The organism is Paenibacillus sp. FSL R5-0486, assembly GCF_037975155.1.
Taxonomy (GTDB): Bacteria; Bacillota; Bacilli; order Paenibacillales; family Paenibacillaceae; genus Paenibacillus; species Paenibacillus amylolyticus.
The window spans coordinates 2,353,943-2,369,277 of the sequence record NZ_CP150237.1 but is presented as its reverse complement, the minus strand read 5'-3'; the positions used below and the strand labels follow the sequence as shown (position 1 = coordinate 2,369,277).

The window sequence follows — 15,335 nt, the reverse complement described above, 5'->3', positions numbered from 1 at the left end:
TTCTCCTCCTCTGGATGCGCTTTCGCTTATCCTTTGACAGCTCCTGCTGTCATGCCTTTCATAACTTGTTCCTGGAATATGAGATACAAGATAATGGTTGGAATGACCGATAGGGTCATGGCAGCAAGCGTTAATCCGTAATCGGTTTGATACCCATCCGCAAAGTTCGCAATGGCCAGCGGTAACGTTTTCAATCCGGTTTTGTTGATGAATACAAGCGCAAATGAAAAGTCATTCCACGCATGCAGGAAACTCAGGATCGTAACCGTCGACAACGCAGGCACAGACATGGGTAGCATGATTCGGGTAAACAGCCCCCAAAGTCCTGTTCCATCAATAAAAGCTGCCTCTTCAATATCACGTGGAACACTTGTCAGATAAGCCGTAAGCACAAAAATGGCCGTAGGCAATGCAAAAGCCGTATAAGGTAATATTAAGGCCCAGTACGTATTTAGCAAGGACATCTGTTTCATTAGAATAAATAAGGGGACAAGCGTACTATGGATCGGAATGAGCATACCAACAACAAAGAAGGTCATGATCAACCCTTTCCAGCGAAACTGGAAACGAGCCAGGATGAATGAAGCCAGCGCTGCAATAAACAGCGTCAGAATAAGTGAACCCACCGATACGATTAGTGAATTGCCAAAAGCAGTCCCTAGCCTGGAGCTTTCCCATGCATTGCTGAAATTGGCAACATTCCAGTTTTCCGGAAGACCAAAGGGCCTGCTATAGAAATCTTCATTTGTTTTGAATGCACTAATCACGAGCCAGTAGAACGGATACAATGTTAAAATACCATAGACCGTTAGCAGCGTCCAAACAATTCCGCTACGTAAGCGACGAATCGGATGGCCCGAGTTGCTTCGAGGTGATGGCATGGATACAGGTGTCACGCGCATGATAGCTCCTCCTCTCTATTGATTCTCTTTTCGTTTGCGACTAGTTAGCCACTGGCTTGTTCCGATCAGCAGCAGGGAGATCAGTACGATGGTTGTGGAGATCGCACTACCAAAACCATATCGGTATGTTGTAAAGGTTGAATTGTACATATACGTTGCAAGCAGTTCCGTCGCATGTGCCGGACCACCCTTGGTCATGATGTAGACCAGATCGAATGATTTCAGACTACCCGAAATACATAGAATGATCGCTACCTGAACCGTACCCCAGATTATGGGCAAAGAGACCGATACCAGTTTCCGAATTCCTGAAGCACCGTCTATTTTGGCAGCATCATGAATCTCGCCTGGAATATTCTGCAACGCCGAGATGAAGATAATCAGATACAACCCGACAAAGCTCCAGAGCAGCGGCGGTACCAATGAGAAAATGGCAATCTTGTCATCGGAAAGCCATTGCAACTTCCAACTTTCCAGCCCCAGTGCGTCCAGCAGAAAGTTCAATATCCCGATCTGCGGATGATAGATATACTGCCAGATCATACCGATAACGACAGTGGATAACACCATCGGCAGAAATACGGCTGAGCGTAGAAACCGCTGTAACGGATTACTTTTGTGTAAGATGACCGCCAACATCAGCGCTAACGGAATTTGTCCAAATACCGATGCCAACACAAAAATAACGTTATTTTTCAGTGCCCGCCAGAACACAGGATCATGCCAGATCTCCACGTAATTATCCATACCAATATATTTGGATGCGCCGATGCCGGACCAGTTGAAGAAACCGTAGTATGCCGACCACACGACCGGTACAAATACAAACAATGCATAAATGATGACTGCCGGGGCCAGCCCCAGCATAATAAAACGCCGACTGCGCAGTGCGTTCATCTGTTCACTTCCCTTCCATAAATGCCTTTACCAACTTGTAACTGACTGTCCCATTCATACTTAAAACCCCTCCCCTGCCGGGAAGGGGTTTTAACGAATGGTTACTGACTAACTGCATTGGCTTGAGCCGCCTGAATTTTGGCTGCAATGTCTTCGGCCTTGCCGCCCATAAGCAACTCTTGCAATGCATTATTAATAACCTCAACCGTTGCCGATCCCAGCTTGGAATCGTATACTGGCGTGATCTTCACTTCCTGCATCAGATCATATAATTCTACGAACAATGGATGTGCTTTGGTTTTGTCCAGATCAATCTTGTAACTCACCAATGTGCTGCTATCCAATGTGGCCTTCTGACCATCAGGTCCTGCCAGCGCATAGAACAGCTCCATCGCTGCCTCTTTTTGTGCACCGCTCAGCTTTTTACTTACACCCAACCCGGTTCCTACTACACCGGATGTTGTTCTTGGTTCACCCTGACCTCCGTCCACTGGAGGAAGAATCGTAATATGTGTGTTGTTCAACACCTCTTCAGGTGCATTGTTCACCAGATTTGCCAAGGCCCATCCGCCGTTCATGACCATCGCTGCCTTACCTTGGAAATAAAGTTGCATCATCTGTGTCTCATCGATACTGTTGAATCCATCTTGGAATGCTTTGGTGTTGCCAAGCTCCTGCATCTTGTTCAAGGCTTCAATAAATTGTGGATCGGTAAAGCTTGCACCCTCTTGTGCTGTCGCTTTCAGGAACCAGTCCGTACCGGTAATCCGATCAGCCAGTGTACTGAATATCGTTGATTGAGCTACCCAGTTGGCCTTGTTGCCAAGTGCCATGGGAATAACTTTATTTTGATTAAAAGTAGCAATCGCTTGTTCCAGTTCCGCCCATGTCTCAGGTACTTTTACGTTGTACTGCTTGAAAAGAGCTTCATTGTAATAGATGAATGAACTCGGCGCCAAATTCATGGGCACGGAGTAGATATTCCCGTCCACGGTGTATCCGTCCAGTGCATTCGGGATAAAGTTATCTTTCCACTCCGGCTTTGCGTCCAGCTCTGCATTAATGGGCTGTAACAGATCCCCTTTGACAAATTCCTTCGTCATGGCATCCGGCCACATCACGAACAGGTCTGGCATCTCGTTGGCAGCGGCCACCGTACGAAGCCGGGTTTTGAGACCATCTGTTGGCAGGCCTTCATCTACAACTTCAATATCTGGATGCGCCGTGCGAAAATCTTCAATAATTTTGCGCATCGCAACCGCCTTTGCATCCTGTCCGGTCCAGTTGTGCCAGAGTGTGACGGTTACTTTGTCATTCCCACTGCCTCCTTCTGAAGTGTCCCCGCCAGCACAGCCAGCCAGAATAATGGAGAACAATGTTATTGCCAGGAAACCTGAAAGCCATTTTTTCAACATCTCTATAATCCCCCTCGGCGATTTGAATACACTTATTGTAAATGGTAACGCTATCATACCGTAAGGTGACGATCCACGGATGCAGGGGTGAAAAATATCGGTTCCCCTGTTTGGAATTTACTTTGCTGACTTATTGTTCATAACAACTAAAAAGAGCCCTCACAATGAGAGCTCTTTCTTGTTGCAGCCGTCGGTAGCTTCACCCCAGGCTATATATAATGAATAAGTGCTAAATCGTATTAAATATGGATTGCGTATTATTGGATACTGTTCTTCACCAGTTCTGCAAAAGCTTCGGACCCTTGCGTAGTGAGATGTACGCCATCTTTTTCAAAATATTCGTCATGTCCCTCACTTGCACTGTTCCAGTCAATTAACGAGACATTGCTGTATTTGGATGCTGCCTCATTCAACGCCCTGTTCACCGTTCGTTCCCACGGACGAGGTACGCGCACAGTAACCAGATATACCCGATCCTCATCCTTCAGATAATCAAGCACAGCATTCAAGTTTTTGGAGTTAAAGGAACCATTCGTCCCGAGCTCCAGCACCACTTTGCTGCCCATTTGGTTGTTTTGCTTCAGACCTTCCAATACATCGCCTGCCTGCCACATCTGACGACCAACATGTCCGTCCACATAAACTCCCGATATACTTTGCTCCAGATACGGTTTTGCATCCAAAATCACCGAATCTCCAATAACGGTATAATGAACTTTTCCATCCTCGGCAGGAGGAGCCGTTTCTTCATTGTCCTGAGATGAATCAGGTGCATCATCCGTATGATCCGTATTATCGGATTGATTCGATCCGGCGTCATCCGGTGTATCATCCTCGTTCGTCACGGAGTCATCAGCCGGCTTATCTTCAGACTGACCGTCCTTGCCAGCATTCACTGAATTGTCTTGGTCGTCAGGTTTTGAGTCTGGAGCAGGCTCTCCTGTTGGCTTCTCATTTTTCCCCGGATCATCTTTCGTTCCTGCTTCCGGTTTATGGGTATGAGCATCGTTCTTTTGGCCAGAGCCTGACGTTCCTGTAATAGCTGGCAACACATCCTGTCCCTGTTCCTCCGCTACGGAATTCTCTCCATTTAATGTGTTGGACATCGATACCGAATGGGAATCGGAGTTCGCTGCATGGGAGACCATCATCTGAGATACCGTATAGGACAACAGCAGAATCGTCATCAACAGACCTGCCCGCTTCCACCATACGTTACGTATACCGATTGATGAACGCCCTCTTCCCCATAATCGGGACCAAGAATCACGGAATCCATTGTACCGAATCGGATTTTCAATATATTTAAGGGACAATGAGGCCAGTACAACCGTTGCAGCAACCTGTAAAATGATGCGTACAGGATGTGCTCCTCCCGTATCCACCGCGGGATTGGTTAAAATAATGACTGGATAATGCCACAGATATAATCCGTAGGATCGCTCTCCGATCCAGCGTAATGGCTTCGCGCCAATGATACGTGCCAGTAAAGACGATGGGTGAGCCAACACCGCTACCAGCAACGTTGTTGCGATAGCCTGAAGAACCATGCCCCCTTGATACAGAAACGGATCATATTCACTGCTGTTCAGCATCATGTAGATTAACAAAGCGAGCGCAGCAAGTCCCGACACATCGAGCACAAGCCGGTTCATGCCAGACAGAGAGTTCGATAGCTTGCGACTAGGCCACACCACGGCAAGAGCAGCACCAGCAAGCAGTGCAAATGCCCGCGTGTCTGTTCCATAATATACACGGCTCGGGTCCAAATCCGGATTATACATGATGGCCATTGCGCCAGCAGATAATTCAGCTGCGACGACAATGAAGACGACCAGCCATCCCTTTCTTTTGAACACTACAATTGCTGCAATCAGCAGAAGAGGCCATATAAGATAAAATTGCTCTTCCACAGCCAGCGACCAGAAATGTCCAAACGGTGATGGAGGGCCAAAACTTTCGAAATAGGAAACGTTGTGAAAGATATACCACCAATTGCTTATGTATAATACACCCGAAACGATATCACCACGAAGCGCAGCAAGCCGGGATGGGTCTGTACAGGCCAACCAGATCATCACCACAGCTGTCATGGTCAGCATGCCTGGAAGCAAACGCCTTACCCGTCTTACCCAGAAATCACCGAGTGAAATGCGTCCATGTTCCTGCCACTGTGACACGAGAATATCTGTAATTAAATATCCCGAGAGAACAAAGAATATACCTACACCGAGCAGTCCGCCCGGAATAAAATCCAAATTCAGATGATACGCGATTACTGCAAGTACAGCGATGGCTCGCAAGCCGTCAAGTCCGTTCATATGTCTCTTACGATTTAACGATTGTGACATGCATGCCCCTCCTTGTTACTGTGAGTCAACAACATCGGTGTTGGGGGCATAAAGGAACTCCTGATCGTTCTGGTTGTCATTAACATACGTATTGCACCTTCCATCTTTCATTTACAACATAAGAAAAGCTTCTGTTCGAAGCACGATCCGATGATGCGACATTCTGTGTGAATTCTATAATCTTAAAGAAGACGAGTTGCCTGTCCATTAAGTTTAATTATTAAAATATTCTTTATATTCATTCGTGAGTTCACGTTTAGCATTATACGCCCGTATTAAGCCTTATACTTTACAGGAATAGTTACAAACGATTAAACCGATGTAACCTTTCCTGCCAGCTCATATAGCTGTAAAATCATACTCTAATTTTGTCGTTAAATATAGTACTTTTCATCGAGTGGCTAAAATTACCTGTCCCGCTTGCGCAAACCAGCATACCCACGCACACATCGATTGAAACAATTGAATTCATAACAAAAGGCTGCCGACTTGCTCAGCAGCCAATATCCATTATAAACCTATGTCAGACCGGATTGAAAGTTTTGCTCATAATTACGTCTTCTTGCCTAGGACCCTAGAGGTGGAACGGGTGAATCTTTTCTTCTGTCCTCGCATCCATGATCCGGTATGCTGAACGCCCTGTGTACATTGGGATTTGCAACTTCTCCAGATCAACCATTCCATTCTCCAGAAAGTACTTCTGATCCTGATATCGCTGCAATACTTCGCCTGCAATCCATTCATGGTCACCATATGTCGTAATCTCCATAACCTTGCATTCATAAGCAAAATAAGCATCTGTCAAAATGGGTACACTTACCTTGATTCCTTCCTCATACGGAATGCCGAATCTTGTGAATTTATCCGTATCTCTCCCACTGAACGTTCCTGCAGCTTGAATCCACTCCGATCGATGACCTGGCAGGAAATGAACACCGAATACGCCACTCTTCTCAATGAGTTCATAGGAGTATGTTTCCTTACGAAGGGAGATGCCGTATACGCCTGGTGATGATCCGATGTATGTATGCCATCCGGACGCCATCACATTCTGGACTCCCTCATGACGTGAAGTCACCACCGCTACCATTCCAGGATAAGAATAAAATATAGGTTCTTCTATCGGCTGACGCATCTAATCCCCTCTCTTCTTTGTTATAAAGACAATTTTAATTATAAAGGAAAGAAACAGGTTGAAAAAGCGTTTTGCAGACGATTTCGCTATAAGCGACATATTCACTATCATGGTATACTGAAATGGTCAATTTCTAAAAATACGATATTGGGAATGTGATAGGATATGGTCAAATCAGTCAAATATACCTCCTAAATAAAGACATTCAAATTTAGGAGGTTATAACTTATGTTTAATTCAATCGTGTTAGATCAGTGGGATCGAAAGCCATACTTTGACCACTACTTGAATCAGGTCAGATGTACCTACAGCATAACTGCTAATCTGGATATCACTCTATTGATCAACGAACTGAAGCTTAAAGGATTGAAGTTCTATCCGGCTCTTATTCATATGATCTCTACGGTCGTCAATGCACACAGGGAATTTCGAACTTGTTTTGATGCCGAGGGGAGATTGGGCTATTGGGACGAATTGTCTCCGAGTTATACGATTTTTCATGAGGACAACAAAAGTTTCTCAACGATCTGGACAGCATTCCATGAAGATTTCGAGACGTTCCACATTCGTTATCTGGAAGATATGAATAATTACAAAGATCACAAACAATTTGTTGCCAAACCCAATGAACCGCCAAATACTTTTCCCGTTTCCAGTATTCCTTGGGTGAACTTTACGGGATTTAATCTGAATATTTACAATGAGGGAACCTACTTGTTGCCTATTTTCACGATGGGGAAATATGTTCAACAGAACGATAAAGTACATCTTCCCTTATCCGTTCAGTTACATCACGCCGTGTGCGACGGCTACCATGCTGGTGTTGTATTTAATGAATTGCAATCACTTGCAGATCGATGCCAAGATTGGTGTTAGTTAGCTAAATTACAAAAAGGCATTCCTGACTTCGTAATGGAGTCAGGAGTGCCTTTCTTTTTCTCTTTTTTTCAAAAGATATTTAATTGCATTTACTGTACCCACAGTTGCTGCATGTTTTGCAACCTTCCACATTCATCAGGGATGCCGAGCCGCATGAAGGACATAAATCTCTCGATTCGATAAAGGTTTTCTGATCCTCTACTACTTTTGGATACGTGCTCTCCACTTGATTCTGTTTTTGTAATGCTCCAGGTTCGTTCTCCTGCACATCGCTCTGTACATGACTTTCCAATGCTTTGGCGACTGCATCAGCAATCGATTCAACCCTATTGGCTCCGAAGCCAATCGCTCCCGAACCACCGATTCCCTTGAGATGTTTGATCAACAGTTCAACCTTTTGCCCATGATCTCCGTATCGAAGGAACAGAGAGCATACTCGACCGAGTGCCTCAGCCATGGCAAACACATCCGATCCCGCTTTGCCCACGTTCAGGAAGATCTCACCCGGGGTTCCCTCCAGATCATTGATCGTAATGTAAGCCATACCAAATGGCGTATTGATTTTGTATGTCGCACCGCGCAGTACTTGAGGACGGCTTCTGTATTGTTTATCCAGTACTGTAGAAGAGGAAGGGGCTTGATCGGAAGAATGCGTTTTAACACCAACCTGGCTATTGGAAGTTCCATCACTTGCCTGTACTTCAGCATTATTCGGGTTTTCTATTGCAGATACGACTGTCTTCTCTTCAGCTTCCGCCGTGTTCTGATCTTCAGCCTGGGTCGCTTCCTTCTTCGACGTGGACAACACCTGCACATCCCTGCTGCCGTCGCGGTATATCGTTACTCCCTTGCAGCCAAGGTCGAAGGCCAGTTCGTACAGCTCAGCCGTATCCTCCACTGTAAAATCAGCCGGACAGTTGGCCGTCTTCGAGATCGAACTATCCACCCATTGCTGGATCGCAGCCTGCACCCGGATATGATTCTCAGCCGACAGATCCATCGCCGTCACATAATAGTCTGGTAAAGCTTCACCCGGATGTTTATCCAGCCAATCTTGCGCGATCGGTACGAACTGTTCATCATAACCTAGACGGCTTTGACGGAAATACTTGAAGGCGAAATACGGCTCAATACCTGTTGATGTGCCCACCATCGTACCTGTACTTCCCGTTGGCGCTTGTGTGATCAGTGTGACATTTCGAATGCCCTGTTTGCTAATGGCCTCTCCCACTTCAGGGTACGTCGCAACCATGTTTTTCATGAATCCACTCTGTAAATACGGTTCAGCTTCGAAAGCTGGAAAAGCTCCCTTCTCTGCTGCAATCTCTGCCGATGCCAGATAGGCCTCCTTCGCCATGAATCCATACAGTTTATCCAGAAAAACAAGAGATTCAGGACCGCCGTATCGAATACGCAGCTTAATCATCAGCTCTGCCAGTCCCATTGTGCCAAGCCCAACCCGGCGTTCACGCTGCTGATTCAGTCTATTTTCCTCAAAATGATATGGTGTTGCATCGATGACATTATCCAAAAATCTAGCCGAGATACGAGTGGTTTCCGCCAGTTCATCCCATGCCACATCATGATTTGTTTCATCGTAGAATTTGGACAGATTGATCGCAGACAGATTACATACACCCCAGGCAGGCAGACCCTGTTCCGCGCAAGGATTAGTACAGATGATCGGATTGAAGTACCAGCTGTTGGACATCTGGTTATAGTACTCCATGAATACCACACCGGGCTCTGCCGATTTCCAGGCTGATTCAATAATGGTATGCCAGATTTCGCGCGCCTTCAGCGTACGATAGTGCACCACCGAATGACCTGCGGCTTTCCATTGCTGCATATCCCCGTTCCACTCGGTATCATAGTCTGGATCGTTTGTATCGGGAAAAACCAAATCCCAATCTCCGTCCTGCTTGACAGCCTCCATAAATGCGTTGCTCACACATACAGACAAATTGGCATTGGTCACCTGCCCCATCGTTTGTTTCACGGTAATAAAATCAAGCACATCCGGATGCCAGTCATTCATCATCAGCATGAGCGCACCCCGGCGGCTTCCGCCCTGTTCAATCAGTCCAGTCGTATAACTGAACAATCCGCCCCACGATACGGAACCGCTGGATGATCCGTTGACACCTTTCACCACCGCTCGGCGAGGACGCAAAGAGGACAAATTAATGCCTACGCCTCCCCCACGTGCCATAATCTCCGTCATCTCAGTCAAGGTTATCATGATGCCACCCCGACTGTCTTGCGGAGATGGAATGACATAACAATTGAAGAGTGTCAACTCATCGCTTGCCCCCGCACCCGCAGCAATTCGGCCTCCGGGTACTAACTTCCAATCTTCCAACACAGAGCGGAACTTGGATTCCCACGTTGCCCGCTGATCGGCTGTGGATTCGACAGAAGCCATCGCTTTGGCAAGACGGTCCCACATCTCTTCCGGTGTTTTTTCTATGTTGAGTGTCAATTTCTCCACACTTGTCTCGATCATCTCTCCGCTTCGAGTTCTTACCTGTACAAGCTGACCCTGACGTTCTATGATTTCGCCCACTTCCTTGGTTGGGAACTTCGGATCATCCTTCGTTAATACCAATACCACATCTCCGACCTTGGCATGATTCGAATCAGCGTCCTTCCAGGCGTATCGGTCCAGAAATATTTTTTCGCTAAGTCCTTCTAATTGGTACGATCGTTGGTTCGATTTCATCGCTACGTTCAACCTCCCCGGAATAAATCTCCATTTTCACTATAAAAGTAAATTATGATGAAACACCACATATAGTGATATAAAACCAGTATATTACACCATATATTGATTTTCCATATGACTTTTATCATAATCCATCTTCATATACTCCCTATGCTCGGACAAGCTTCTTGTAAATAAACTGTAGTTCACATTGGTTCAACTAAACTTTTTACACAAGAACGGAGAGGACAGAAATAACCTGAAGAAGCGAAGCGTTGGCCTAAAAGCTTTCTGAAAGAAAGCTGCATCGAAAGCATACGCTATCCCCGGGTTTTCCCCCTTTGGACAAGGGAATCAAAAAATATCTGGGGATAACAGCGATTGGAAGGTTATTCTGTCATCGGAGTGACAAGTGTAAATATTCCTTATTTGAACCCACATAGTTATGAACTGACTCTCATTCGTCCATACTATTACCTACGAATAAAACGTCATCACGTATGGCAGGGGAGGAAACACCATGAACCGGAAAAACCCGCACCACACAAATCAACCTGTAGCTGAGCTGCCCGTCCCGTTAGAATTTGATCGAAGCTGGATTAATCAATTGGAATCACGACTGGATAAAGGGGGGCCTTGGGGGGATTACCGACTCTTCCAACTCGGCATTCAAGCCGAAGAGACCAACCTGATTCCCAATTTTGACGAGATCCAATGTCTCAAGCATCTACAAGGTCTCACTCCACTCCCTCACCAGATGGACACTGCACGCAGAGTATTATTTGAAATGTCAGGCCGGGCCATTCTCGCCGATGAGGTGGGTCTTGGCAAAACCATTGAAGCCGGTCTCATTCTGAAAGAATATATGGTTCGAGGTCTCGTATCCAAGGTACTCATTCTCGTGCCAGCCTCTCTTGTACTGCAATGGGTACGGGAGTTGAATTCAAAATTTGGCATCCCTGCTATTGCCCAGAAAAAGGCCTATTCCTGGCAGAATGAAGTGGTTGTTGCTTCCATGGATACAGCCAAACGTGACCCGCATAAAGATATGCTGCTGAATACTGATTACGACATGATTATTATTGACGAGGCTCATAAACTCAAAAACAAGAAAACAACCAACTATCAATTCATGCTGAAATTGCGCAAAAAGTATTGTCTGCTGCTCACAGCTACACCTGTGCAGAACGATATGAGCGAGTTGTTCAATCTGATCAACCTGCTGAAGCCCGGTCAACTGGGTCGTCAGGGTGACTTTGCGGCCAACTTTGTTGTAGACAAACGGGTTCCGAAAAATCAGGAACAGCTTAAGAACGAGTTATCCAAAGTCATGATTCGTAACCGCCGCGGCGAAGGCCCCGTTCAATTTACCAAACGGAATGTCTCCAACGTGAATCTGCAACTATCGCCTGAAGAACAAGCGCTTTATGATGGCGTGACTTCCTTTGTTAAAGACCAGTACCAGGAAGCTGGCGGCAACCTAAGTAGCATGCTCTCCCTTGTTACATTGCAGCGTGAAGTGTGCAGCAGTCGAGATGCTGTATTCGTGACGCTTGTTAATCTGTCGAAGAAACTTCCGCTGGACTCTCCCCTTCGGGACAAGATTTGGGAACTCGTTGCCCATATTAAAGCGATCAAGGAGAATACCAAAGCGGAGAAAACGATGGAACTGGTTCGGAACATGAATGAAAAAGTAATTATCTTCACCGAATACCGGGCCACGCAGGAGTATCTGCTAAACTATTTCCGCAACAATGGGCTTACGGCTGTACCCTATAGGGGTGGCATGAATCGAGGCAAAAAAGACTGGATGATGGATCTCTTCCGCGGGCGTGTGCAGGCCATGATTGCAACCGAAGCAGGTGGTGAGGGCATCAATCTGCAATTTTGCCATCATATGATCAACTTTGATCTGCCTTGGAACCCTATGCGGGTTGAGCAGCGGATCGGTCGGGTACACCGGCTGGGACAGCAGAATGACGTGAACATTTTCAATTTATCTACGACGGGAACCATAGAGGAACATATTCTGAATCTGCTACATGAGAAGATCAATATGTTTGAGATGGTGATCGGCGGGCTGGATGTCATTCTGGAACGGTTAGAGAAGAAGGAGTCTATTGAGAAAAGTTTGTACAAAATCATGCTGGAATCACAAACTGATGAAGATATTCGCCGCAAAATGGATTCACTTGGACAATCGCTGAACTCTATTCAACGTGAGGTTTCAGATGAAGGGCCTGCCGTATCCGGGTTGTTAGATCTTCGTAAAGGAGGTAGCTAACTCATGACCATGTCTCCCCATGAAGTGCAGGCTTATGTTCTCACCTATCTGGAAGCACTGGATTGTCAGATTATGGAGCGTTCTCCTGCCCATGTTACAGTCAAACTCTCGCCTGAGGCGGACAAAGCGTTGACCAATCGCCCCTATTATTGGGGGTTCGTGGAACGAACCGGAGCACCCGCTGAGACGATGTCCTTTACATTTATATTTGATCCTGACAGTTATCAGCAGGCCATTGAAGCAGCAGAAGCCACAGCTGCACAAGCATCACCTCCTGCTGTTCCTAACCCTGATGGAACGAATGGCGTAACCAACGGTAGTCCTCAAGGCGAGCCACCAAAAGAAACTATTTTAGGCCGTTACTTCGGTATTACGCCATCACTGCCACAGCTGGGACCAGGACGAATATTGCGTGAAGAAGTGGTGTATGGCAGTCGCAGACTGCAGCAGATTTTCGGCGCTGCCCGTGAAGGCGGTGCCTTCGTGAACCTGTTCGAACAGGCTGCCAAACGGCAATTGCGGGCTACAGCGCCAGCCGTATATGAGCCTTGGCTTGGTGTGTGTTTCAAGGTGGAATTCGCCTGTGATTTGAAACGGGAGGAATTGCATTTTCTCGGCATCTCCCTTCGCTCGGGTGAAATTATAGAAAAATTCGGCACTAAGCTGAACCGACGTGATCTCAGTCCGAGGCTTGCGGAGAACATGCATGTACAGACAGCTAAAGTTTCGTTATTTGATGCCGGAGCTGCTTTGGAATCTCATTTGACGAACCGCTTGCTGGAACTCGATTATAGCTGGGCAGAGAAAGCCCGAGAGCGGCTTGATCTGGAGCTGGACGTGTTGGACACCTACTATGAGGCGGTACTCCGGGAAGATACGCCTGAGGTAGAATCACCAGGTAACATAGCCTCAGACACGGAGAATGAGAATGTCCATTCTGACCGCACGCCACCTGCACCACTGATAAAAGTTGTGGATATAACTAACGCTAAACCCATTGGAGCAGATGTAGAACTGGCGGCAGAGGCCGCAGTACCGATCGACTCCGAGACAGATGCCGAAGAAGAGAAAGCAAAACAGGCGGTAATCGATCGCGAAGCTATGAAACTGCAGTATGAGACACGCCGGACCGAGATGATCTGGCAATATGAACCCAAAGTGAAAGTGACTGCCATTAGCAGCGGCATGTTTCACTTAAGATAGACGAAGACACTACTTTTCCTGCAAATGCTGGCAAAAGTAGTGTTTATTCATGATCAGCCGCCCGACAGGTTGCAGCAACCTTTGCATAGCCTGTCCCCTAGAATGAAACTAGGACCCGCTCAGGTAACGGATAAATGAAAAAGTAGGTGTAAATTTGAAACGATTCTTTCATACGTGTTGGAACAACGCTCGGAAAACAACCTGTATAACCTTGGGCTTGCTCAGTTGTCTTGCCCTATTCTCTTTTTGGTCGATAGCCAATGCAGAGGAACAAAAAACGTCTTCGCTATCCCCCGCATCATCAATTGAGTATAGTCCCAAACATCATGCCATTCAGAATGAAAAGCTAGCTCCCGCTGCTGTGCAACGGTTTGCAGAGAAACAAGCTGTTACACTTGGTACAGCTAACGGCGAAGTGCATTGGAAGAACGCCGACCTGGACTTCTACCCTCTGGGGCCGGGTTTACATAGCTGGCTCGTACAAGCTGAGTTTGAAGGCAAACCGATCGGATATATGATTATTACGGCCACAGAGCAGGGTCAGTTGATGCTTAGTGAATATGGTCATGGAGAACAGTCACCATACAACAATGAACTTCTTGGACAAACCTTAGATCGACAACATGTGAACCTTGAGGCATTACTTGCTGGCGGAGGAGAGCTTCATCTTGGTTACGCTCTTCCCCTGCTGGCTTATTGGAAAGTGGAGCAACCTAATTATCCTGCACTTTATATTGATGCTACGAACGGAGATGTACTGCCGTCAGAGTTCCTTAACCTGCTGGAGGCTGATTCCAAACAGAACTCTGTCAGCATAACTGATTTATCCACAACGCCATCTTTATCAGTCGACCCACTTCATCTGCGACCCGTCTTCAATCCGACTGACAATCTGTTGTGGATTACCTCCAAGCCTGTTGATGCCGACCGGGCAAAAGATGTGATACAACACGGGGAGAATCAAGAGATTGTTTTCTCAGCGGGTGATCGTAACGTTGTATATGGCGGTCCTCTACCTGTTAGCGGGTATCAGCTGTGGCATACTGATCAGGTTGCAGAGTCTATTCTATATGTAGCGCTAGGTGGAAAATCATCCATTCAACGCTTTGTCCCTTTGAGCACATTGCAGCAAGATGGCCATTTTTACATCGTAAATCCTTTATCATCAGCAAATTCTTAAGATACAGTCAGATAAACTGTTAAACAACAAATAAGACGCTTTCCCATTTTAAGGGATTGCGTCTTTTGGTTTTACATTAGTGAAATAGGTAAGCGATTGTCACCCTTTACCCGAAGAACTTCGTTTATGAGACTGTGTATCGAATTCTTTTTCCTTTTTCCCCACCCACAGGGATACAGCGAAAGGGATCATACCAAACCACTTCATCGCCCACGGCTCTTTCCTTTTGGTGCGACCTTTCCGCTCATCCTTCGGCGTATCGATATAATGTACTACACGTTGCGTAATGTATTTTACCAACTCATCACTTTTGGCCATAACCTCTGCCTCCTTCGCTCCTGCACTTTCACGGAGCTTACGATAGTTCTATTGTGTGCAGGATGTG

At 46.4% G+C, this 15,335-nt stretch carries 11 protein-coding genes; 4 read left to right on the top strand and 7 right to left on the bottom strand.

Going from position 1 to position 15,335, the window contains the following annotated elements:
• Window positions 1-26 precede the first annotated feature (26 nt).
• The 5 genes from MKY01_RS10745 to MKY01_RS10725 form a co-directional block, all read right to left on the bottom strand.
• Window positions 27-881: a carbohydrate ABC transporter permease gene (locus tag MKY01_RS10745; protein WP_339287138.1), complete on the bottom strand. Its 855-nt coding sequence runs from the start codon at window positions 879-881 to the stop codon at window positions 27-29.
• Window positions 882-917: 36 nt separating this feature from the next.
• Window positions 918-1,799 (bottom strand): sugar ABC transporter permease, encoded by an 882-nt coding sequence (locus tag MKY01_RS10740; protein ID WP_036609591.1) that lies wholly within the window; start codon window positions 1,797-1,799, stop codon window positions 918-920.
• Window positions 1,800-1,900: 101 nt separating this feature from the next.
• Window positions 1,901-3,214 carry an extracellular solute-binding protein gene (locus MKY01_RS10735; RefSeq protein ID WP_282321988.1) on the bottom strand — a complete coding sequence of 438 codons (1,314 nt, stop codon included), beginning with the start codon at window positions 3,212-3,214 and terminating at the stop codon, window positions 1,901-1,903.
• 257 nt (window positions 3,215-3,471) lie between these two features.
• Window positions 3,472-5,565 carry an acyltransferase family protein gene (locus tag MKY01_RS10730; RefSeq protein ID WP_282321989.1) on the bottom strand — a complete coding sequence of 698 codons (2,094 nt, stop codon included), beginning with the start codon at window positions 5,563-5,565 and terminating at the stop codon, window positions 3,472-3,474.
• A gap of 574 nt (window positions 5,566-6,139) precedes the next feature.
• Window positions 6,140-6,700, bottom strand: coding sequence for a flavin reductase family protein (locus MKY01_RS10725; protein WP_076318443.1), 561 nt, complete (start codon window positions 6,698-6,700; stop codon window positions 6,140-6,142).
• Between the two features lie 228 nt (window positions 6,701-6,928).
• Between MKY01_RS10725 and catA the strand changes: the two genes are divergently transcribed.
• Window positions 6,929-7,576 (top strand): type A chloramphenicol O-acetyltransferase, encoded by a 648-nt coding sequence (gene catA, locus MKY01_RS10720; RefSeq protein WP_282321990.1) that lies wholly within the window; start codon window positions 6,929-6,931, stop codon window positions 7,574-7,576.
• An 82-nt stretch (window positions 7,577-7,658) separates the two neighbouring features.
• Here catA and MKY01_RS10715 read toward each other — a convergent pair whose 3' ends face one another.
• Window positions 7,659-10,301, bottom strand: a complete 2,643-nt coding sequence (locus MKY01_RS10715) for an adenosylcobalamin-dependent ribonucleoside-diphosphate reductase (RefSeq protein ID WP_282321991.1) — start codon at window positions 10,299-10,301, stop codon at window positions 7,659-7,661.
• 502 nt (window positions 10,302-10,803) lie between these two features.
• Between MKY01_RS10715 and MKY01_RS10710 the strand changes: the two genes are divergently transcribed.
• From MKY01_RS10710 to MKY01_RS10700, 3 genes are all read left to right on the top strand, one after another.
• Window positions 10,804-12,567 (top strand): SNF2-related protein, encoded by a 1,764-nt coding sequence (locus MKY01_RS10710; RefSeq protein ID WP_091017478.1) that lies wholly within the window; start codon window positions 10,804-10,806, stop codon window positions 12,565-12,567.
• A 3-nt stretch (window positions 12,568-12,570) separates the two neighbouring features.
• Complete coding sequence (locus MKY01_RS10705) at window positions 12,571-13,770, top strand: YqhG family protein (protein WP_282321992.1); 1,200 nt, start codon at window positions 12,571-12,573, stop codon at window positions 13,768-13,770.
• Window positions 13,771-13,924: 154 nt separating this feature from the next.
• On the top strand, window positions 13,925-14,950 hold the full coding sequence (locus MKY01_RS10700) for a hypothetical protein (RefSeq protein WP_339286396.1): 1,026 nt from the start codon (window positions 13,925-13,927) through the stop codon (window positions 14,948-14,950).
• Window positions 14,951-15,049: 99 nt separating this feature from the next.
• On the opposite strand, the gene MKY01_RS10695 is transcribed toward MKY01_RS10700, so the two are convergent.
• Window positions 15,050-15,268, bottom strand: a complete 219-nt coding sequence (locus MKY01_RS10695; RefSeq protein WP_036609606.1) for a YqzE family protein — start codon at window positions 15,266-15,268, stop codon at window positions 15,050-15,052.
• Between the last annotated feature and the right edge of the window lie 67 nt (window positions 15,269-15,335).